Here is a 21,715-nt window from a genome sequence, read left to right as displayed (position 1 = left end):
AGTGGTGTGTCGAGAGCAAGGGGTGCTGGGCTCACCTCTCCCTCCGGGAAAGCTCGAAGGCTGACAAGGTCAGGCTTTGGGTGAGGGCATCGGCAACGCCGTTGAGGCGGTTGCCCTCACCCTCGATCCCTCTCCCGATCTCGGGAGAGGGAGGCGCTAGCTGTCAGCTCTCGCACGCGGCTAGTTGCTGCCTGAAGGGCTCTAGGGCTTGAGCGTCTTCGTTGGCGAGGGCGCCTGAAGCTTCCATCATGTCAGCGTAGGAGAGCGCTGCGGCGAGCTCTCCGCACCTTGCCTCGGCGTCGCCCGACTGCCTGTGGAGCTCGGAGATCTGGAAGTGGTGGACGAGGAGGTTGCGCTGGTAGCGGGCATCGTCCGGGGCTTCGGCGTGGCGGGCTTCGTACCAGCGGCCTGCGGGCTCTAAGGCTGCGGCGGCTTCTTCGAAGCGGCCGACGGCGCCGAGCGGGAGTGAGAGTTCAGCCGACCATGAGCGATCATTGTACTGAGCGTCTTCGCTGTCAGGCTCGATGGCGAGGCGGCGGTCGTTGAGGGCTATCGCCTGCTCATAGTCCTCGATGGATTTCTCCGACTGGCCGAGCTGGTGGTAGGCGTAGGCGCGGCGCCAATGGATGATCGACCGTGAGCGGAGGGTTTCTGCTGTTTCCTTGCCTTGCTCCTCGGCGTGGACAAGGTCGGCCAGCGCTGCGTCGAGGTCGGCGATGGCGCTTTCGGTTTCGCCCTTGAGGATCGACTGTCTTGCGCGGGTACGGAGCATGTTGGAGCGGGTGCTGAGGAGGGCTGGGGTGAGCCCGTCCTCCGGGATCTCTTCGCCAAGGGTTGCGAAGGTCTCCTCCATCTTTGTGGTGGCTTCGTCCCTTGCGCCCTCGCGGAAGTCGATGTCAGCGATGGTGCGCTTGGTCATCAGGAGGCTGACGAGATGCTCTTCGGGCAGGGGGCCTGCCTCGCGGGCGCGGGTGAAGAGGGTTTCTGCCTCCTGATAGAGCGCCTTGCCGCCTTCGCGGTCGCTTTCGGCGATGTAGGCGGTCTGTCCCTGAAGCTGCCTCAAGCGGGCGAGTGCGAGGAGGGCTTCGCGATTTTGCGGTTCTTCCGAGAGGATAGCGGTCAGGCGCGCATCGGCTTCGGTCCAGAGCTCTTTCGCGCGATCGGGGTCGTAGAAGAAGTCCTTGTTGCTGTCCCCGAGGATCGAGCCGAGCTGGACATAGCCTTCGGCTACCTCGCGGCGGAGGGAAGCATCCGCACGCGGATCGGTTTCGAGGTCGTTGAGGTACTGCTGGCCAAGCTCGGTGACGAGCTGCTTGGCGTCTTCGGTGCGCGGGATGCCTTTGAGTTCGTCGTAAACGTCGAAGAGGACCGAGCGAGCAAGGCTCCTGACAGCATCATAACGGCGGATGGCTTCGGCCTCGGCCGTCTGGGCACGGACGAAGAGGGTCGAGATGATGGCAAGTGCGGCGATGAGGACAAGGGCGCCTGCAAAGGAGGAGCCGATGGAAAGCGGGTGCCTGCCTGCGAAGCGGCTAAAGCGGAGGAGGGCGCTGGGGTCGCTGGCCTCCACGGCGCGGGCTTCGCGGTACCGGTGGAAATCTTCGCGGAGGGAACTCGCGCTGGCATAGCGTTGGGATGGCTCTTCGCGGGTGGCCTTGTCGATGATGGCGCCGAGGTCCGATGGCCTTGGTGCGTCCATGTCATCGGTGATGAAGGCGAGGAGCTTGCCCAAGGAATAGATGTCCCCGGGGACCCCGCCGGGCCTGCCTGCCTCACGCTCCGGGGCGACGAAGCCTGCGGTGCCGAGGCTCGGGCTTTCTTCTGCGGGTTCCTCGGCTAGGGTTTCGGAGATGCCGAAGTCGATGACCTTGAGGACGCCTTCGTCGGTGACGAGGATGTTCGCAGGGGAGAGGTCGCCGTGGGCGACGCCGAAACGGTGCGCATACTGAATGGCGTCGAGGACAGCATCGTAGAAATCGAGGCGCTCTTCCAGCTGCACGTCGCGCCCTTCGAACAGGACGTGGAGTGGCTGGCCTTCGAGATACTCCATGACGATGTAGGGGCGGCCATCCTCCGTCTCGCCGCCGTCGAACAGCTGGCGGATGTTAGGATGGGAGAGGCGCGCAAGGGTCTGGCGTTCCGCACGCAGACGTTCGGCGAGGGTCGGTGAGAGGCGACGCAGGAGCTTGATGGCGACGGTCTGGTCGAAGTCCCCGATCCAGCGTTCGCCTTTATAGACGGCGCCCATGCCGCCCTGGCCGATCATGCCCGTGAGCTTCCATGCCTTGAGCTGGGCAGGCGCGGAGACAGCGCCTTCGCCCGCTTCGTCGATTAGGGCGCCGGCGGTTTTGATGTCGGTGCCGCTCTCCTCGCGCCAGCCGAGAAGCTCGAGCACGCGGTTCCGGACGTCCTCTGGGACCACGTCGAGATTGCGGACAAAAGCTTCCTGCTCGGCCTCGGGCTGCTGGAGCGCCAGGTCGAGAATATCGAGCGCCTGACGCTCGCGCTCAGAAGAATCCATCCTTGCCTTCCTCTACGGTGGCGACGGCCTCGCGGAGCCAGATCCGCGCGACGTTCCACGAGCGCTGGACGCTGGAGATCGAGACATCCATCGCGTCGGCGGTCTCCTCCAAGGTGAGCCCTGCGAAGTATCTGAGCTCCACGAGCGTGGCGCGGTCGGGGTCGATGGCTTTGAGGCGCTTCAAGGCATGGTCGAGGCGGAGGAGGTCGACGGCGTGGGCCTTGGAGCTGTCGCCATTGGCCGAGATGAGGGTGACGTGCTTGCCCTTGCGCTTGTTCGCGTTGCGAGCGCGGGCAGCATCGACCAGCACCCGGCGCATGGTCCGGGCGGTCAGGGCGAGGAAATGGCTGCGGTCGGAGACGGAGATTTCTTCGGACTTGAGGAGCCGGAGCACAGCCTCTCCGACGAGATCCTGGGTCTGCAGGAGCACGTGCCGCTCGTTCCGCCGGAGGAGGGCAGAGGCGAGGGATGCCATGTCGCTGTGCGCGCTGGCGATATGGGCTTCGAGGTCGGACCTTCCTGACAGCATGAGACTACTCCACCACGAGAGTGCGCTTTGGGAAATCACACTCTGCAGTAGGGAATGCGAAGAACGCCCGGGAAACTGGTCAAACCTTTTGTCGCAACCGTGGCGAGCAGCAGAATTGGCCAGTTCCCCCGGCGATTGCAAAAACTGCGATAGGCTGTCCCGAAGGCGTGAATTCGTACCGCATGTCGTTCCTTTCCTAACCCTTGAGGGCTAGCGTCGCGGCGCTGTCCAAGGAGCTGTCATGCGCATCCTCGCCACCCTCGTTGCCTCGCTGTCCTTCGCCCACGCCCAGCTTCCCTTCTGGGAGGGGGAGTATGATGACGACATCCCGACCCTGAAGGAGGTCCTCGGCCACGATAATGGCGAGGAGATCACGACGCCCCGCGGGATCATTGACTACATGGAGGCCCTCGAAGCGGCGTCGGACGGGCGGATGAAGCTCGTTCAGTATGCTGAGACCTGGGAAGGCCGCCCGCTGGTCTATGGCGTGATCGGCTCGAAGGAAAACATCGAGAACGCTGAGCGCATCAAAGCGCGGCTCGCCGAGATTTCCGACGGAAAGAGCCTCGGCGGGCGCGATCTTGAGCGTGCCATCAGCCAGACGCCTGCTGTCACGTGGCTTGCCTACGGTGTGCACGGCAACGAGATTACGGGACCCGATGCGGGTCTAGCGCTCGCCTATCACCTGCTGGCGGCAGAGGATGACGCGACGGTCGAGAAGATCTTCGAAGAGACGATCGTCATCATCGACCCATCCCAGAACCCGGACGGCCGGGCGCGGTTCACGAACCACTTCGCCCAGACGAGGGGCCTCGAAGCGCAGGGCGCGACCTATGCTGCGGAGCGTGACGAGCCCTGGCCTGGCGGTCGGTACAACCACATGCTGTTCGACATGAACCGCGACTGGTTCACTCTTTCCCAGCCCGAGACCCGCGGGAAGGTCGCGGCGGTTGTCGAATGGAACCCGGTGGTGTTCGTCGACATCCACGAGATGGGCTCGTCCAGCACCTACTACTTCCCCCCGGCGGCGCGGCCCTTCAACCCTCAGCTGACGGAGAATACCCGCGAGGGGCAGGAGATCCTGGGCAAGACGATTGCCACGGCGTTTGACGAGATCGGCCAGCCCTATTTTACCCGTGAGGTCTACGACAACTTCTATCCGGGCTTTGGCGATATGTGGCCTGCGCTGCGCGGTGCCGTGGCCATGACGTTCGAGCAGGCCTCGCCCCGGGGCCTGAAGTATGACCGCGACAATGGCGAGGCGCTGACCTACCAGAAAGGCGTTCGAAACCAGTTCGTCTCGACGCTGATGACCGCGAAGGGCATCGCTGAGAACAAAGAGCGCTTCCTGATGGCGTATGCGGAGGACCGCGCGACGGCCATTGATGAGAACGCCAATGTCGAGGATCGGTTCACCCTGATCGACCTGTCCATGCGCAAGGGTCAGGCGATGAGCCTCGGCCAGAAGCTCGTTGATCAGGGGATCGAGGTTCAACACATCGAAGCGGGCACGACGGCTTGCGGGACCGAGTATGCCGATGGCGCGATCGTGGTCGACCGCTCACAGGCTGATGGGCGCCTCGTGCGGACGCTTCTCGACCGGAATACGAAGCTGGCTGAGGATTACGTCAAGGAGCAGGAAGGCCGCCGCAAGCGCGGGCTTGGCCATGAGCTTTATGACGTGACGGCGTGGTCCATGCCGCTGATGGAAGGCGTGACGTTCTCCACCTGCGGTTCGGTGCGGTCGGCGTCTCTTGAGGATGGGCTTCCTGATCAGGGAAGGCCGGAGCTTGTGGATGCTGAGTTCGGCTATGTCCTCCCGTGGGATGACGCGACGCAGGCGCAGTTCCTGATCGCGGCGCTGAAGGATGGCCTGCGCGGCAAGACCACTGGCGCGGCCTTCGAAGTGGGCGGCGAGACCTATGGCCGGGGCAGCGTCGTCTTCTCCCACGCCATGAATGAGGGCCTGACGGGTAAGCTCCGGGCGTTGATTGCGGAGCATGGCGGCAAGGTGATGCCGCTCGACTCAAGCTGGGTCGAGAGTGGCCCGAACCTTGGGTCGCGCTCGTTCCACGAGGTCTCCATGCCTCGTGTCGCGCTGGCATGGGGTGAGGGTGTTTCGCCGCTGTCGGTCGGGTCCACGCGCTATGTGATCGAGCGGAGGCTTGGCCTGCCGGTGACGACCATTCGTGTGCGCAGCATGGGGAGTGCGGATCTCTCGCGCTACGACGTGATCCTGGTTGCTGAGACCTGGGGCTTCACGGACCGGCTTGGCAGCCGCGGTGCTTCTGCAGTCAAGGACTGGGTGTCGGACGGCGGCGTGCTGGTTGGCTTTGGCTCGGCGCTTGATGCGTTCTCATCGGACAGCTTCGGGCTCCTTGCGCTGAAGCGCGAGAACCGGGCGAAGAGTTCGGGTTCGGCTCCTGCCAGCGGTTCAACCGTTCCGGGCACAGAGCTCTGGTCGGAAGAAGACTACCGCAAAGCCATCGCGCCTGAGAGCGGCCGTCCGGACCGGGTGCCTGGCGTCCTGGTCAGGGCTGCGCCGAACAAGGACCACTTCATGAGCGCTGGTTATGATGAAGCGGTCGCGCTGTTCCGCGGCTCGACGATCTATGCGCCTCTTAAGGCTAATCAGGGCACGAACGTTTTCACCTACAAGGGCGCCGACGAGCTTCTGGCTTCGGGCTACCTTTGGGACGATGTGCGGACGCAGCTGGCGCGGAAGCCTTATCTTGTCGCGACCAATTCAGGCGACGGCATGGTGATCGGGTTTGCGCAGGACCCGACGACGCGGGCCTATCTTGGCGGTCTGGACCTGATGCTGGCCAATGCGCTGGTGATGGCCCCGGCGTATGCGGATTGATTGAGCGCTGCGCGCGCTCTTTTCTTCGATGGATCCTGGATCGAGTCCAGGATGACGGGTGGGGAGATCACCTCTAAACTATCGTCATCCCGGACTTGATCCGGGATCCATCGCCAAAAAGAAGAACGCAGAGCGTTCCGAACTCACTCACCCATCAGGTCGAGCACGGCGGCGGTCATTGCCGTGACGCCGGTGACGATCGCGGGCTCGGCGTCCGGGGCGAAGAACGGCGAGTGGAGCGAGGGCAGCTCGACCTCGCCGCGCTGGCTGGCGGCGAACACTTCTTCATCGACCGCGCCGACCCAGAAGATCATGGTAGGGATGTCGTCCTCGGTTCGTCCGTATTGGGAAAAATCCTCACCGCCCATGACGGGAGGCGTCTCCATCACAGCCTGCTCGCCGAGGATTTCGCGCATGGCGTTGGCTGCGCGGACAGAGAGGTCAGGGTCGTTGTAGGTCGCGGGGGTGTAAGGGTCTGCGATGGTCATGCGGGGCATCAGCTCTTCGGGCAGGCCAGCGGCCATCGCCTGGGCCTTGGCGATGCGCTCGATGCCCTTGAGGAGCCTGTCGCGGGTCTCGTCGGAATAACTCCGTACCGTGAGCTGAAGGTGTGCCTCATCGGAGATGATGTTGTGCTTGAAGCCTGCGTTGAAGGCGCCGACCGTGACCACGGCGCTGTCGAGCGGATTGGTCTCGCGGCTGACGAGTGTCTGGAGGCTGTTCACGATCTGGGAGGCGATGACGATCGGGTCTTTCGCCGTATGCGGATAGGCACCGTGGCCGCCGACGCCTTTGACGTAGAGATCGACGCTGTCGACATTGGCGAGAGCCCAGCCTGAGGCGTAGCCGACCATGCCCACGGGCATCTGTGCGGCGTCATGGAGTCCGAGGACGAAATCGGGCTTGGGGAAGCGCTCATAGAGGCCGTCATCGATCATCGCCTTGGCGCCTTCGCCGATTTCCTCGGCAGGCTGAAGGATCGCGACAAGGGTGCCTGACCAGTCTTCCTTGCGGTCCATCAGCTGGCGAAGGGTGCCGATGAGGGCCGTCATGTGCACGTCATGGCCGCAGGCGTGCATGGTCGGCTGCACGTCGCCATAGCGGTTGGCCTGCGTTTTCTTGGAGGCGTAGGGAAGCCCTGTGTCCTCAACGACCGGCAGGCCGTCCATGTCCGCGCGGACCATGATGGTCGGGCCTTCGCCATTCTCGATGACACCGACGACGCCGGTCTTGCCGACCTTCTCGGTGACCTTGAAGCCAAGCTTCCTCAGCTCCTTCGCCATGCGTTTCGCGGTCTCGACTTCCATGAAGGAGAGCTCGGGATTGGCGTGGAGATGCTCGTAGAGAGGCTTGAGGTTCTTCCAGTCCGCAGCGGCGTCGGCCTTGAGGTCCTGGGCCGTGGCGCTGGCGAAGAGGGCGAGGGCGGAGGCGGCGAGGGCTGTCCTGATCATGCCGGCGATCCTTTCAGAGAGGAGGGGGCTTGTCCACGCGGCACAGCTGCAGGCCCTTGACCCGGCGAGCGGGCGGCGGTCCGTTCGGGGCCAACGAAGGAGCTTCCGATGCTGCATGCGATCCTGCTGACCACTGCCCTGACCCTGCAACCGGCACCGTCCGAGGACGCCGTGCGGATTGCCAAGGAGACGATCATTCTCGATGGCCATGTGGATGTGCCCTACCGGGTGGCGCGCTCTGGCGAGGATGTGGGGCTCGCGACGGAGAAGGGCGATTTCGACTACCCCCGCGCGATGGCAGGCGGGCTGAATGCGCCGTTCATGTCGATCTATGTGGCGGCGACCTATCAGGAAACGGGCGGCGCGAAGGCGCAGGCGGATCGCCTTATCGGGCAGATCGAGGGTCTGGTTCATGCGCACCCTGACAAGTTTGCCATCGCCAAGTCTCCGCGCGATGTGCGCAAGATCACCGCATCGGGGAAGATCGCGCTGCCTCTTGGCATGGAGAACGGTGCGCCGATCGAGGGGGATATCGGCAACCTCAAGCACTTCTACAATCGCGGCATCCGCTACATCACCCTGACCCACTCCAAGGTGAACCATATCTCGGACAGTTCGTATGATGAGGAGCGCCGCTGGGGCGGGTTGTCGCCTTTCGGCGCGATGCTCGTTGAACGAATGAATGCGCTAGGCATCATGGTAGACGTCAGCCATGTCTCCGATGAAGCGTTCGAGGATATCATGGAGGTGACCAAGGCTCCGGTCATCGCCTCGCACTCCTCGCTGAGGCACTTCACGCCAGGGTTCGAGCGGAACATGTCCGACGACATGGTGCGCAAGCTTGGCGAGAATGGCGGCGTGATCATGATCAATTACGGGTCGAGCTTCGTGACTGAGGAGGCGAACACGTACCGGGCTCGCGGCGCCGCTGATTATGCCGCTTACCTTGAGGCTGAGGGGCTTGAGGACACGCCGGAGCGGCAGGCTGCGTTTACGGAGCAGTGGACGGCCGAGAACCCTTATCCGTTTGCTGATCTTTCTGACGTGCTTGACCATATTGACCGAGCGGTGGAGCTGGCCGGGATCGACCATGTCGGTCTGGGTTCGGACTATGACGGCGTGGGTGACAGCCTGCCGACGGGTCTCAAGGATGCCTCGACCATGCCGAACCTAGTGCAGGGTCTGATGGAGCGGGGGTATTCGGAGGAGGACATCGTCAAGATCCTCTCCGGCAATGCGCTGCGTGTCTGGGAAGAGGTCGAGCGGGTTGCGCGCAGGACCCGCTAGGCGGCGCTTGGCACAGGGGCCTCTTTTCGCTTAGACTTCTCCCAAAAGGGCAGCGCGGCAGGGCACTGCGCGCCCATGGGAGGGCGAGCGCTATGGGCGCCATGTCACCGGTCCGGGCCGCAGGGCTCGCAGCACTCATTCTATCAGCATGCAGTGGAGGCGGGGGAGACAACGTAGGCCCCGCCCCTTCGGGCGGCTCGTCAGGAGGCGGAACACCGCCCACCACGACCAGCCAGCCGCCTTCGAAAGAGGCTGTTCCCACGAGCTTCCGCGAGCAGGCGGCGGTGCGGGGCATGACGCATAATTACCGCTACTCGGGCGATATCAACCCGATGGTCCGCCAGTTTGCGGGCGGTGCAGCATCAGGCGATGTGGACGGCGATGGTGACCCTGACGTGGTGATGGTGGGCGGCGGGGACTTCCCGCTGCGGCTCTACATCAACAACAGGACCTCGTTCACGGACGAAGCCAGCACGCGCGGGCTTGTCACGGGCAGCGAGCGGCATTCGGGTCCTGTGCTTGGCGACCTTGATGGCGATGGTGACCTCGATCTTTTCCTTGGGGGATTGCAGGGAGATTCCTCGCGGGTGTTCCTGAATGACGGGTCCGGACGGTTTTCGGACGCAACGGCAGGCTCAGGGCTCGACCGGATGACCTCGCTTCATACGGTGTCGGCTGCGTTCGGCGACTATGACCTCGACGGCGATCTCGACATTGCGATGGCGCACTGGGGGACCGAGCGTCAGGCCTCCAACCCCGGCGAGACGGAGACCCTCTGGCGCAATGACAGCAGCGGCGGGACGTTGCGCTTTGTACCAGTGAGCGGGGTCGCGGGCATTTCCGCCGGGCTTGAGCTCTCTGCATCGACGGGCGTGATGGGGGTCGATATTGACTATTCCTTTGCGCCGTCGCTGGTGGATATCAATGGCGATCGGTACCCGGATCTTCTGCTCGTCGCGGACTTCGACACGAGCCAGGTGTTCACGAACAATGGCGACGGCACCTTCACCCACGCAACGTCGGACAGCACGATCAACGACTCGAACGGAATGGGCTCTGCCCACGGGGACTTCGATTCCGATGGCGACGACGACTGGTTCGTCAGCTCGATCGACGGCAACCGGCTTTATGAGAATGTCGGTGGACGCTTCGAGAACCGTCAGGGTACGGTGGATGTCTCCGATGGCGGATGGGGCTGGGGGTCGTGCTTTGCCGACTTCAACCTCGATGGGCATCTCGACATCTACCAGACTAATGGCTGGTTCGCGGAGAACCCTGCCGCCAGCGAATATTCCTCAGACACCACGCGCCTCTGGATGAACAACGGCGAAGGCCGGTTCACGGACATGGCTGCGGTCTCTGGCGTTGCTGATGACCGCCAGGGTCGCTCCGTGGTCTGCGATGATTTCGACCGCGATGGCGATGTGGATGTCCTGCAGCTGACGTTTGATCCTCAGCGGCAGCAATTCCTCTGGATCAACGACCTCCAGAACGGCAACGCGATCTCGGTGAAGCTGGCTGGCGTCGCGCCGAACACCGCCGGTATTGGCGCGCGGATCGAAGTGGAGACGGACGGCCGTTCGCAGTTCCGCCGTGTTGGGATCAATTCATCCTTCACGGCTGTTAGCTCAGCAGAGGCGATCTTCGGCCTTGGCGATGCGGACGAGGCGACGCGGATTTCGGTCACCTGGCCAGACGGGAATGTCAGTATGCGGGTGAATGTACAGGCAGGCAGCGCCCTGACCATCACGCACCCGGATGCGTGACCCTAGTCGCGGTTCTTGACCGACGCGGAGATGGTGAAGCTGAAGGCGAAGCCGATCAGGAAAGGTACCCAGATCGGCAGGGAGCCAAGCCCTGGCGTGCCCAGCGCCTCGGCCAGATGATCGTCAAACGCCCACCAAAGTATGCCTAGCCACATGGGGTGTTCCTCCTGCTGGTTAAGAGGTGGGAACTCCTTTGGGCCGATGCAAGGTTCACCTCTCCCGGAGGGAGAGGTGACTTCAGCGTTCGACGGTGAAGATGAGGTCGAAACTGTCGGCTTCGGCGCGGCCGGCGCCTGCGGCTCCGAGCACCTTTCGGAGGGCTTGCTGTTCTTCATGCTGAAGGAAGGCATCGAACGCCGCGCGGTCGCGCCATTGGGCGTAGTTGATCACGTGTTGGCCGTCCTCGGACTTGTGGAAGGTTGAGGAGACGAAGCCGTCGCAATGGCTAACCCAGCGGCCCAGCTCGCCACGTACCGCCTCGATAAGGCCGTCGGCCTTCTCGGGCGCGATCTTGAAGCGGACGATCTGGATGTGGAGGTCTGGGGTGATGGTCGGCATGGGAGGGAGGTAGGGCGCTTCGTGGCGGGGTCACCTCTCCCTCCGGGAGAGGTCGAAATCTACGATTTCGGGTGAGGGTGGATGGTATTCTGACCTCGAAGGCCCTCACCCGAAGTCTGACTGCGTCAACCTTCGACCTCTCCCGGAGGGAGAGGTGAGCGCAGCGATTGAGCTTACTCCTCCGTAGACGTAGCTTTTTTCTTGGTGGCTTTCTTCGTAGCCTTCTTGGTCGTCTTCTTAGCTGCCTTCTTCTTGGTCGCTTTTTTCTTCGCGGCTTTCTTCTTTTTGGCAGCCTTCTTCTTCGTCGGCTTCTTGGCTTCGCGTTCGGCGATCAGCTCGAGGGCGCGTTCGAGGGTGATCTCGTCAGGGTTTTCGCCCTTGGGGATCGTGGCGTTCGTCTTCTGGTGCTTTACGTAGGGGCCGTAGCGGCCTTCGTAGACGCCGACGACTTCCTCCGTATCCGGATGCTTGCCGAGCTCCTTCTTGGGCTTGGCAGCGGCGCGACCACGGCCCCTTGGGTTGGCGATCTTGTCCGCGATCAGGGTCACGGCGCGGTTGATGCCGACTTCCCAGACGTCATCGACGCTTTCGAGGGAAGCGTAGGTCTTGCCGTGCTTCACGAAGGGACCGAAGCGGCCGATGCCGGCTTCGATCTTCTCACCATCCTCTGGGTGCGGACCGACATCGCGAGGCAGGTTGATGAGCTTCAGGGCCTGTTCGAGGTCGATATCGTGAGGGTCCCAGCCTTTAGGGATCGAGCCGCGCTTGGGCTTCTCGCCCTCGGCTTCGGAGGCGCGCTCGACATAGGGGCCGAAGCGGCCATGCTTGAGGGAAACCTCCGTGGACGTATCAGGGTCGATGCCGAGGATCTTGTCCTCTTTGCTCTCGCCCTCGGTCTCACCCAGCTGGCGAGTGTGTTTGCAGTCGGGGTAGCGCGAGCAGCCGACAAAGGCGCCGAAGCGGCCGACCTTCAAGGAAAGCTGGCCTTCGCCGCAGGTCGGGCAGAGGCGCGGGTCGGTGCCGTCGCCCTTGTCCGGGAAGACGTGGGGGCCGAGGGCTTCGTTGAGGGCGTCGAGAACTTCCGTGATGCGGAGCTCCTTCATGCCGTCGATCTTGGCGTGGAACTCCTCCCAGAAGCGGGCGAGGAACTTGCGCCATTCCTCCTTGCCGTCGGAGATCTCGTCGAGGGTGTTCTCGAGCTGGGCCGTGAAGTCGTACTCGACATATTTGCCGAAGAAGTTCTCGAGAAATGCCGTGACCAGGCGCCCGCGGTCTTCCGGCACGAAGCGGTTCTTGTCCATGCGGACGTAAGAGCGGTCCTGCAGGGTACTGATGATAGAGGCGTAGGTGGAGGGGCGGCCGATGCCGTTCTCTTCGAGGGCCTTGACCAGCGAAGCCTCGGTGAAGCGGGGCGGGGGCTGGGTGAAGTGCTGCTCGGGGTTCACCTTAGAGAGGTCGGCGGTTGCGCCCTGGGAGACTTTGGGCAGGACGCCTTCTTTCTCTTCTTCTTCGTCATCGCGGCCTTCGGTGTAGACGGCGATGAAGCCTTCGAAGGTGATGACGGAGCCCGTTGCGCGGAGGCCGATCTGCTGGTCGGAGGAGCGAACGTCGATCGTTGTCTGCTCAAGCTCGGCCGAAGCCATCTGGCAGGCCACGGCGCGGCGCCAGATCAGGCGGTAGAGCTTCGCCTCGTCCTCACCCATACGGATGTCGTCAGGGTGCTGACCGAAATTCGTCGGCCGGATACACTCGTGCGCTTCCTGGGCGTTCTTCTGCTTGGATTTGTACATGCGTGGCGAGGAAGGGACGAAGCGGTCGCCATAGCGCGCCTTGATCTCGTCGCGGCAGGCCATGACGGCTTCGGGCGCCATGTCGATGCCGTCGGTCCGCATATAGGTGATGAGGCCCGCTTCGTAGAGGCGCTGGGCCGCCTGCATGGTGCGCTTGGCGGTGAAGCCGATCTTGCGGCTCGCCTCCTGCTGCATGGTAGAGGTGGTGAAGGGGGCGGAAGGATTGCGCTTCGTGGGCTTGGCCTCGACCGAAGCAATGGTGAAGTCCGCAGCCTCGATCAGGTCACGGGCGCGGTGGCCGTCAGCCTCTGTGGTGAGGGTGAACTTCTGGACCTTCTCGCCGTCGAGCGTGGTGAGGCGCGCGGTGAAAGGGTCGGAGCCTGCCTTCACGTCAGCCTCGACGGTCCAGAACTCCTCGGCGACGAATTTCTCGATGTCGAGCTCGCGCTCGCAGATCAGCCTGAGGGCGACGGACTGCACCCGGCCTGCGGACCGTGAGCCCGGAAGCTTGCGCCAAAGGATGGGCGAGAGGGAGAAGCCGACAAGATAGTCCAGCGCGCGTCGCGCAAGGTAGGCATCGACGAGGTCCTGATCGATATCGCGCGGGTTGGAGATGGCTTCCTGCACGGCCTTTTTCGTGACCGCGTTGAAGGCGACCCGCTGGACCGACTTGTCCTTCAGCGCCTTCTTCTTCTCGAGGACGTCATACAGGTGCCACGAGATCGCTTCGCCTTCCCTGTCAGGGTCAGTGGCGAGGATCACGCCGTCGGCATCCTTCAGCGCGTCGGTGATCTCCTTCATCCGGGCCTTGGACTTGGAGTCCATGTCCCAGATCATTTCGAAGTCTTTCTCGGGGTCAACCGATCCGTCCTTGGACGGAAGATCACGGATGTGGCCATAGCTGGCCAGCACCTCATAATCCTTACCCAGATATTTGCCGATGGTTTTCGCTTTGGACGGCGACTCGACGATGACGACCTGCATTATGATGGGGGCCTTTCGGGAAACATGCGATTGGGCAAGGCGGCGGCAAAGTGGTGACGCTGGTGCGATCTGTCAACGCAGCTTGGCGACAGAAGGTTGTGCCCTAGATGGAACTCTCGTAGAGGTAGTGTAGCGAGGCGGAGATGATTCCCATGGGCGAGCAGGAACTTGAGACGGTACAGACCATCATTCACCCATCGTTGGATCATCTGATCCGGCTGGAGGCGTATTACCGCATTCACGGGCTCGAACAGCTCGCGACGGGAATCGACACGGTGCTCGATGAGGTCGAGCGGCTTTTGAAGATCACGTCGGCAGAAGACATGCCCGGCATCAAGATCCCCGAGGCCGAGAGCCTGATCGAGGATGCGCAAAGCGATGTGCCTGTGCCAGCCGATCCGGGTCGACGGCGGTATAGCGCTGGGTAGACGCGAGCGAGGCGTGGCCGAGCAGCTCCTGGATCACGCGCAGATCCGCGCCTCCAGCCAGGAGCTCCGTTGCGAAAGCGTGGCGTAGGGCGTGGGGCGTGGCGGTATCGTCGAGGCCGAGCTGGGCGCGAAGGCGCCGCATCCGGGCTTGCGCTACCGTGGGGCTCAGCCTTCCTCCGCGCACGCCGTAGAAGAGCGGGCGTGGTGGGTCGCCGAGGGTGAGGTGCGGGGCTTCGGTTTCGACCGCCTGCCTGTAGATGTCGATGGCGTCGAGGACGGCTGGGAGCAGAGGCACGTCGCGTGTCTTGCCGCCCTTACCGTCGATCCTGAGATGAGTGCCGCCGACGTCCCAGTCGAGGCCGAGGGCTTCGCTAATGCGAAGGCCTGCGCCGAAGAGGAGGGTGAAGAGCGCCTTGTCCCGCGCCCTGATCCAGCCCGGGTCGCTCTCGTCGGCGGTGGTGAGGCCCAAGAGCTTTTCCGCGTCCAGTGCGCTGACGGGTCTTGGCAGGACCTGCCGCTTCTTGGGTGATTTGAGGGCGGAGAGGGCGGCGGCGGAGAGGACGCCCTGCCGGTCCCAATAGCGGTAAAAGCTGCGGATGGCCGAGAGGTCGAGGCGCAGGGTCGCTGCGTCGAGGTCGTCCCGGTGGCGGCTGGCGAGGAAGGCGCGGAAATCTCTGGTCTTGAGAGAGGAGAGGGCCTTCGCGTCGGGCTCAGAACCCAGATGGCCGCGCAGGAATCCGCCGAAAAGAGTCAGCGCGTGCCGGTAATTCCGCACGGTATAGGCGCTCGCGCGACGCTCGTTCTGCATCGCGGATAAGAAGCGCTCGGCCAGGCTGTCGAATTGATCGCTCACAGACGGCAATCAGCGCCCGTGAGCGTAAAGGCAAGCTTAACGCAGCTAAGCCGCCTGCGCTGCGCCGAGGTTCACGCCCTGCTCACGGGTGATGGTGAGCCTGCCGCTCTCCACCAGCCATGCGAGGAGGAGGAGCCCGGCGATGATCAAAAGGCTCGCCCAACGCGGGAGGAGCGGTGCGCGTTCTTCGGAGAGGATCGCCCTCGCATTCCTATCGGTGATCCCGAGCCAGCCTCTGCCGCTTTTCTCGCCGCGGCTCGGGGATACGGTGCGGAGGCGGGGGAGGGGCGCGCTGGAGCTCTCGGCAGCAGCGAAGCCGCCTCCTGTGGCGCTGACGATGGGAGCGAGGGCTTCGCGGGTGAGGGTAACGGCGGAGAACTCCGAGCTGGCACCGCGTTCGCGAACGGCGGCGGCAGTGAGGACATCGCCGCCTGAGGTCGCTGTTTCGAGGGTGGCACGGTCGGCGTCGGTGCCCCCGACGGTCGCGGAGAATTGACCGGGGAGGCGCTCTTCCAGCGTCAGAGCTTCGGGTGCTGCGCCGTCGAGGCTGGCCATCACGTCGCCTACCTGATCGCTCAGGGTACGGCGGGTGACGGTGAGGTTTCCCTCGGCATCGAGATTCGCCGTTAGGGCTTCCTCCTCGAGCTCGGGCTCGGCCATCAGCCAATGGACAAGGCGTCGGAGAAACTCCCTATGCGGACCACCGCCATCAAAGCCTCGCGCCCAGAGCCAGAGATGGTCGGAGAGAAGCATAGCCACGCGGCCTTCGCCAACGCGGTCGGTGACGAGGAGCGGCTGGCCGTCTTCGGTCTCCATGAGGACATTGCCCCGGCGGACGGTCGACGGGATCGCGCGCAGCCAGCGTCCCCAGTCCTCACGGCCCGTGAGGCTCGACGTGATGGGATGGCGACCGCCGAGATCGGTCAGTGTTGGGACGAAGGATTCCTGGATCGCCTCACCATTGGGGAGCGCGGGGAGGATGTAGCTCAGCGCAGGCTGCTCGGTCAGGCCGCCGCCGACGGTCAGCTCGGGGCCTGCGGCGATCAGCACCGCGCCGCCTTCGTCGACAAACCGCGCCACCTCGGCCAGCTCGAAGGAGCTGATGACGCCCCTGTAGGTGTAGCGGTCGAAGATGACGACATTGAATTCCTGGAGCTTGTCGAGGAACAGTTCGCGGCTCGGGAAGGGGATGAGGTTGAGGTCGTCGGGGCCCGCTGCGGCCACCTTGTCGGCGGGCTTGAGGATGGTGAAGTGGACGAGGTCGACGGCTGGGTCGGACTTCAGGACATTACGCCAGACCCGTTCGCCCGCGTGGGGCTCACCGGAGATCAGCAGCACACGGAGCCTGTCACGGATGACGTTAACGCGGGTGGAGATCGCGTTGTTGCGCGTCGTCAGCTCATTCGGGACAGTCTCGATGCCAAGCTCGATCACCCGCTCGCCCGGACGGTCCGCAGGCAGATTGATGGTAACATCTTCGCCAACGGGGACGGCGCGGGAGAGGATGGTCTCGCCATCGACGCGCAAGGTGACGGGGATAGTCGGCGCGCCGGCGCTGTCCTCGATGCGGAACTGGAGACTGACTTCCTCGCCCACAAGGCCGAAGCGGGGTTCCTGCACCCATGCGATGCGGCGGTCCTGCTCTTGGTCCTGCGCACCCGTCAGGATGCCGTGGACAGGGACCGGGAGATCGAGCGGGGTCGCTCCTTCTGCGCCGGCGACCTGACCGTCCGTGAGCACGAAGACGGCGCCGAGCTGGTCTCGGTTTACCGAGGCGAGGCCGTCAACGAGGCCTTCGCTGACGTCGCTCGACTGGCCATCGCCGAAGCGTGCTGTGGCGACTTCGACGCCGTCAGCCTCGAGCGTTTCGCGCAGGCGCTCAGCGCTCGCGTCACGGATGGCTGCGCGTTGCCCCAGCTCCATGCTGGCGCTCTGGTCGAGGAGGATGAGGGCCTGGTTCGGCAGGTTGTCGAAGGTCTGGCGCACATGCTCTGGACCCAGAAGGAACAGAACCGCGGCAGCGCCCATCAGGACACGGAGGAGGGCGCCTATGGGCTGGGCGCGGAGGCGCAGGGCTGCGGTGAGGAGGATAACCGCGCCGAGAGCGACGATCGCCCAGAGGGGAAGGAGGGGCGTGAAATCAACGCTCATCATTATCCTGCCCTAGCTTGTCGAGCATGTCCTGCACGTCGGCCTGATCCGCCTTGTAGTTTCCGGTGATGGCCACCATCGCCATGTTGATCCCTGCACGGAAGGCCATCTCGCGACGGCCCTCGCCGCCGGGGCCGCCCGGTCTGAGCGGCGAGCCAGAGGCGTCCAGCGCCCAAGCGCTGGACCAGTCGCGGGGGGCGACGATCAGCGAGGGGACGCCGTCCCGCCGCTGGTCGAGAGCACCGCGGGTCTCCACCCATACCTGGCCGCCGGGGTTCCGCCCCCAGAGCTGATCGAGGCGGTAGAAGGAGAAGAGGAGGACGTGATCGTCCGGCAGCGGCTCAAGCGGCGGGGCGTCGAGCCTGCCAAGGACCTGACCCACCGCGCTCTCGGCGCCGAAGGTCGCGTCGGAGCCTGTGTCGATGATCAGCATACCGCCGCCATCCATGAAGGCTTCGAGGCGCTGGAGCGCGGCGTCGGACGGCGGCTCCTGTCCGCGCCTGACGGGCCAGTAGATGAGGGCGTAGACGGAGAGCTCGTCCCGGTCCGGGTCCACCCCCTGGGGCGCTGCCGGTTCGAGGGAGCTGCGCATGGTCGCGATGCGGGTGAGGCCGGAGAGGCCCGCTTCGCTCAGGCGGTCGAGGGCCTGGTCGCCGGTCCTGACGTAAGCGAAGCGCAGGTCGAGGGCTGCGTCTTCTGCTTTACCGGGGAGCGGTGGGCGGAGCTGGGCGCTGGCGTCGGGGATCGTCAGGGGGAGGACCATCAGGGCAAGGACGGCTGCGCCCGCAAAGCGGAAGAGGCCCTGGCGGGAGAGGCTGATGACGGCGTCGATCGAGAGGAGGATCAGCGCTGCCGCGAGGAGCCAAGGGGTGAAGTCGCGCTGGGGGCCGCTGCCTGCGGTCAGGACGCGCGCGCCGCGGGGGAGCATGGAGGCGGTGAAGGCCTGAGGTGCTTCAGGCTCGCGGTAGGCGTTGACGGCGCGCTCGTCTGCGCCCTCGCCGTAGAGGCCGGGGGCGGGGAGCGGCTGGCCAACGATCAGCGGATCGGCATCGCCGCGCGGTTCAATGAGCGCGCCGCGTCCGTCGAGGAGGCGCTGGGCGAGAAGCGGTTCCTCCGCACCCGACAGATCGGCGTCGATGTCGGTCTCTGCGAGGGTGGCGAGGCGTTGCATCAGGCCAGCGAAGAGGCCGGAGATGGGAAGGTCCGACCATGTCGGCGCGGCGCTGACATGGATCAGGACCACGAGGCCGTCGCCGCGCTCGGCCGCGGTGATGAGCGGCGTGCCATCGGCGAGGCTCGCCCAGACCTCTACGTCAGCACCCGGACGGGTGAGGACCTGCCGCCTGACGGCGATTTCTTCGTTGAGGGTGATGCCGCCAAGGGGCGTGTCCTGATTGACCTGCGCCACGCGCTGGGGCTCGGCCCAGGTAAGGGCTCCGCCAAGGGCACGCTCGCCGCCGAGGATCGGGGCTGGCAGCAAAAGGTCGCCGGGGACGTTCTCGCCTGAAACCATGGCGGGGCCTGCAAAGCGCAGGAGGATGCCGCCTTCGGTGACGAAGGCTTCAAGAGCCTCGCGATCGCCGGGGCGGAAGGTGCCGACATCGTCGAGAATGACGAGGCCGGGGGAAAGAGCTATCAGCTCACGGATCGGTGCTTCGATGATCTCAGCTGAGGGCGCGAGGGCGCGTTCAAGGTAGAAGCCGCCATCGCGCAAGGACTCCGAGCCGCCAGAGACGATGCCAGCGAGGGTGCGCCGTGCGCTGGAGCCTAGGAGCGCCGTGGCGCCTGCGCTGCGGAAGCCTTCGATATCAAGGCGGGCGACTTCGTTGCGGAGGGCGAGGGGGAGGCGGAAGACGGCTTCAGCTTCGCGCTCGCCCGCGTTGAAAGTGACGTCGACGGAGGAGATGACCCTGCCGTCGCGGGAGAGCCCGCGGACGCGGACCTCTGCTTCGCCTTCGGCGGAAGAGCGGAAGACCGGTGCACTGATCGCATCGCCGGTGATGCGCGGCAGGCCGAGGGCGAGGGTGCGGCCTTCGGGAAGATATGCCGTGAGCGGAGGCGTGAGCTGCATCGACACTTCGCCAACCGGGGCGAGGCCGCCGGGGATGAGAATTGTCCGTGCTTCGTTGTCGGCAAGGGCTGCGCTGACGGCTTCCCAATCGGCAAGGCGCGGCTGGGGCGTGATCCGGGTCAGGGCCTTCTCCGCTGCCGTCCGGGAATAGGGAGGGGAGAGCTCACCGTTCGAGGTGGTCAGGATACGGACCTCGCCGCCTGCCTCGTCGATCGCGCGGCGCGCGGCGTCGAGGCGGTCTTCCCAGCGCTGGGCTGCGTCCCAGCCGTCGCCGAAGACGACGACCATTGGCCCCGGCATACGGACGGTTTCGGGACCGAGCTTTGGCCCTGCCAGTGCGAGGACGAGGAGAGCGAAGGCGAGGAGCCTGATGATGAGGATGATGAGGGGTGTGCGGACGGGCTGTTGCTTGGGTGTCGCGAGCTTGTCGAGGAAGAACATGCCGCCGAAGACCTGACGCTCTGGCTGGGGCGGCATGGCGCGCAGGAGCCAGACGAGGAGCGGCAGGGCGAGGAGCCCTGCGAGGAGGAGGGGGCTGGCGAAACTCACCGGGACTCACCTGCGAAAATCTGGTTGACTTGAAGGAGGAGCGGGGTGGTGGGCTCGTCCGAGCGGTGGAAGAGGACCGCTTCGCCGGGACCGCGCACGGCGTCCGACAGGGCCGCATGGTGCTGCTGGCGGAGGTCGAGATAGCCCTCGCGCACGGCTGAGGCCTCGCCAAAGAACTTGCGCCGTTCCGCACGCGGACCTTCGAAGCGCTGGCTGCCTTGGAAGGGGAAGTCGGTTTCCTTGGGGTCCTCGACGACGATGGCGGTGGCGTGGCCGCGAGCGTCGCGGATTCGGGTGAAGGCGTCGCTGAGCGCTTGCGGATCGTCGTGGAAATCGCTGACGAGGAGGACGAGGGCGCCTTGCCTCGGAGCAACGCGGGGAAGCTCAGCCCCCTGACGGAGGAGCTCCTCCGCGATGAGGGGCAGGGCGTGCTGGCCAGCGCGGGGCGGCTCTTCGGAGCCCCAGATGCCGACGCGTTCGCCGGACCTGAGGGCCAGGATGGCTAGCGCGAGGGTAATCGTCAGGCCACGGAAGCGCTTGGTCTCCTCGCCTGAGCCATAGTCGAAGTCTTCGCCGCCGCCGCACCAGAGAAGGACGGTCTGGGGCTGCTCCCACTCGGTCTGGCGGACGAGGAGCCTGCGGTCGAGCTTGGAGGATTGGCGCCAGTCGATGGAGCTGACCGGGTCGCCCTGGGCGTAGTCGCGGAACTGCCAAAAGGTGTCGCTGCGTCCCTCCTTCTGGCGCGGGTGACGGCCGGACATAACGACCTGCGCCGCTGCCTCTGCCCTCGCGATGAGGTCAGGCAGGCGGGCCGCTGTCTCAGCCGCGCGGCGTTCGAGGGAGATGCGCTCTTGCGCTCCCGTCACAGGCTCGCCTCGACCATCCGGTCGATCAGCGCATCGATGGTCAGGCCTTCAGCGCGCGCAGAGAAGTTGAGCGCCATGCGGTGCCGGAGGATCGGCTGGGCCAGCGCGATGAGGTCTTCTGTCTCAGGAGCGGGCGCGCCGCGAAGAAGGGCGCGGGCCCTGAGCGCAAGCGAGAAGGCCTGACTTGCACGCGGACCAGGGCCCCAGCGGAGATGCTCAGCGAACTGACCGCCCGGACGAGCCATGCGGACGAGCTGGAGCACCTTGTCGATGAGGTTGTCGCCGATCGGCATGGCGCGCACGAGGTCCTGCGCTTCCTGCAGCTCCTCGGCGCCGAGCACTTGGCTAGGCTGCGGGTTCGAGGTGAAGGTCGTCGCCTTCAGCATCTCGCGCTCGGCCTCATAGGGCGGCTGGTCGACATTGATCTGGAGGAGGAAGCGGTCGAGCTGTGCCTCCGGCAGGGGATAGGTACCCTCCTGCTCGATCGGGTTCTGGGTCGCGAGGACGTGGAACGGTGCGGGCAGGGCGCGGCGCTCGCCTGCGATGGTCACCTGACGCTCCTGCATGGCTTCGAGGAGTGCGGACTGGGTCCGCGGGCTGGCGCGGTTGATCTCGTCGGCCATCAGGAGCTGGCAGAAGACCGGGCCTTCGATGAACCGGAAGCTGCGCTTTCCGTCCGGGCTCTCGTCGAGCACTTCGATGCCGAGAATGTCCGAGGGCATGAGGTCAGGTGTGAACTGCACCCGCTTGCCTGAGAGGCCGAGCACCGTCCCGACAGAGGTCACGAGCCGCGTCTTCGCGAGGCCCGGCGTGCCGACGAGGAGGCCATGACCACCGCAAAGAATGGTGATCAGCGTCTCTTCGATGACTCGGTCCTGGCCGAAAACCACTTCGCCCAGAGCGGCCTGTGCCTTCTCCAGCCGCGCGGACAGCGCATCGAACTTCGCAAGGAGGTCATGGGCGGGATTGTTCATCGGGCACTCTCTCAAAACCGGTATCTTTGGCTAACGAAAGCCGGGCGGCTCACGCAAATGGCGAATTTGCAACC

Annotated in this window: 15 protein-coding genes; 4 read left to right on the top strand and 11 right to left on the bottom strand. The window is 64.8% G+C overall.

Features of this window, described 5'->3' with window-relative positions; translation table 11 throughout:
- Window positions 1-163 precede the first annotated feature (163 nt).
- Window positions 164-2,521, bottom strand: coding sequence for a protein kinase domain-containing protein (locus HK107_RS02265; RefSeq protein ID WP_173196393.1), 2,358 nt, complete (start codon window positions 2,519-2,521; stop codon window positions 164-166).
- Window positions 2,508-3,050: an ECF-type sigma factor gene (locus tag HK107_RS02260; protein WP_173196384.1), complete on the bottom strand. Its 543-nt coding sequence runs from the start codon at window positions 3,048-3,050 to the stop codon at window positions 2,508-2,510. Before HK107_RS02260 ends, HK107_RS02265 begins: the two co-directional genes overlap by 14 nt.
- Window positions 3,051-3,291: 241 nt before the next feature.
- Here HK107_RS02260 and HK107_RS02255 point away from each other — a divergent pair, with 241 nt between their 5' ends.
- Entirely contained in the window at window positions 3,292-5,913 is a 2,622-nt protein-coding gene (locus tag HK107_RS02255) for a M14 family metallopeptidase (RefSeq protein ID WP_173196376.1), read from the top strand.
- A gap of 143 nt (window positions 5,914-6,056) precedes the next feature.
- On the opposite strand, the gene HK107_RS02250 is transcribed toward HK107_RS02255, so the two are convergent.
- On the bottom strand, window positions 6,057-7,364 hold the full coding sequence (locus HK107_RS02250; RefSeq protein WP_173196374.1) for an amidohydrolase: 1,308 nt from the start codon (window positions 7,362-7,364) through the stop codon (window positions 6,057-6,059).
- 108 nt (window positions 7,365-7,472) lie between these two features.
- Between HK107_RS02250 and HK107_RS02245 the strand changes: the two genes are divergently transcribed.
- Complete coding sequence (locus tag HK107_RS02245; protein ID WP_173196372.1) at window positions 7,473-8,651, top strand: dipeptidase; 1,179 nt, start codon at window positions 7,473-7,475, stop codon at window positions 8,649-8,651.
- A gap of 92 nt (window positions 8,652-8,743) precedes the next feature.
- Complete coding sequence (locus HK107_RS02240) at window positions 8,744-10,417, top strand: CRTAC1 family protein (RefSeq protein WP_173196371.1); 1,674 nt, start codon at window positions 8,744-8,746, stop codon at window positions 10,415-10,417.
- A 2-nt stretch (window positions 10,418-10,419) separates the two neighbouring features.
- On the opposite strand, the gene HK107_RS02235 is transcribed toward HK107_RS02240, so the two are convergent.
- From HK107_RS02235 to topA, 3 genes are all read right to left on the bottom strand, one after another.
- Entirely contained in the window at window positions 10,420-10,572 is a 153-nt protein-coding gene (locus HK107_RS02235) for a hypothetical protein (protein ID WP_173196370.1), read from the bottom strand.
- Between the two features lie 82 nt (window positions 10,573-10,654).
- The gene (locus HK107_RS02230) at window positions 10,655-10,975 is read right to left on the bottom strand and encodes an antibiotic biosynthesis monooxygenase family protein (RefSeq protein WP_173196368.1); all 321 of its coding nucleotides are present in this window, start codon (window positions 10,973-10,975) and stop codon (window positions 10,655-10,657) included.
- A 173-nt stretch (window positions 10,976-11,148) separates the two neighbouring features.
- The gene (gene topA, locus HK107_RS02225; protein WP_173196366.1) at window positions 11,149-13,749 is read right to left on the bottom strand and encodes a type I DNA topoisomerase; all 2,601 of its coding nucleotides are present in this window, start codon (window positions 13,747-13,749) and stop codon (window positions 11,149-11,151) included.
- 152 nt (window positions 13,750-13,901) lie between these two features.
- On the opposite strand from topA, the gene HK107_RS02220 reads away from it, so the two are divergent.
- Window positions 13,902-14,177: a hypothetical protein gene (locus HK107_RS02220; protein ID WP_173196364.1), complete on the top strand. Its 276-nt coding sequence runs from the start codon at window positions 13,902-13,904 to the stop codon at window positions 14,175-14,177.
- Here the strand turns inward: HK107_RS02220 and HK107_RS02215 are convergent.
- The 5 genes from HK107_RS02215 to HK107_RS02195 are packed head-to-tail and all read right to left on the bottom strand — an operon-like array spanning window position 14,083 to window position 21,641.
- Window positions 14,083-15,030, bottom strand: coding sequence for a tyrosine recombinase XerC (locus HK107_RS02215; RefSeq protein WP_198912272.1), 948 nt, complete (start codon window positions 15,028-15,030; stop codon window positions 14,083-14,085). The genes HK107_RS02220 and HK107_RS02215 overlap by 95 nt on opposite strands.
- A gap of 45 nt (window positions 15,031-15,075) precedes the next feature.
- Window positions 15,076-17,181, bottom strand: a complete 2,106-nt coding sequence (locus tag HK107_RS02210) for a hypothetical protein (RefSeq protein ID WP_173196363.1) — start codon at window positions 17,179-17,181, stop codon at window positions 15,076-15,078.
- A complete protein-coding gene (locus HK107_RS15935; protein ID WP_173196362.1) occupies window positions 17,171-19,801 on the bottom strand; it encodes a DUF4159 domain-containing protein in 2,631 nt (876 codons plus the stop codon). Before HK107_RS15935 ends, HK107_RS02210 begins: the two co-directional genes overlap by 11 nt.
- On the bottom strand, window positions 19,798-20,667 hold the full coding sequence (locus tag HK107_RS02200) for a DUF58 domain-containing protein (protein WP_173196361.1): 870 nt from the start codon (window positions 20,665-20,667) through the stop codon (window positions 19,798-19,800). Before HK107_RS02200 ends, HK107_RS15935 begins: the two co-directional genes overlap by 4 nt.
- Window positions 20,664-21,641, bottom strand: a complete 978-nt coding sequence (locus tag HK107_RS02195) for an AAA family ATPase (protein WP_173196360.1) — start codon at window positions 21,639-21,641, stop codon at window positions 20,664-20,666. The genes HK107_RS02200 and HK107_RS02195 overlap by 4 nt, the downstream gene beginning before the upstream one ends.
- Between the last annotated feature and the right edge of the window lie 74 nt (window positions 21,642-21,715).

This window comes from Parvularcula mediterranea, assembly GCF_013085255.1.
Classification (GTDB): Bacteria; Pseudomonadota; Alphaproteobacteria; order Caulobacterales; family Parvularculaceae; genus Parvularcula; species Parvularcula mediterranea.
The sequence above is the reverse complement of the archived record's forward strand: the minus strand, read 5'-3'. Positions and strand labels throughout refer to the sequence as shown.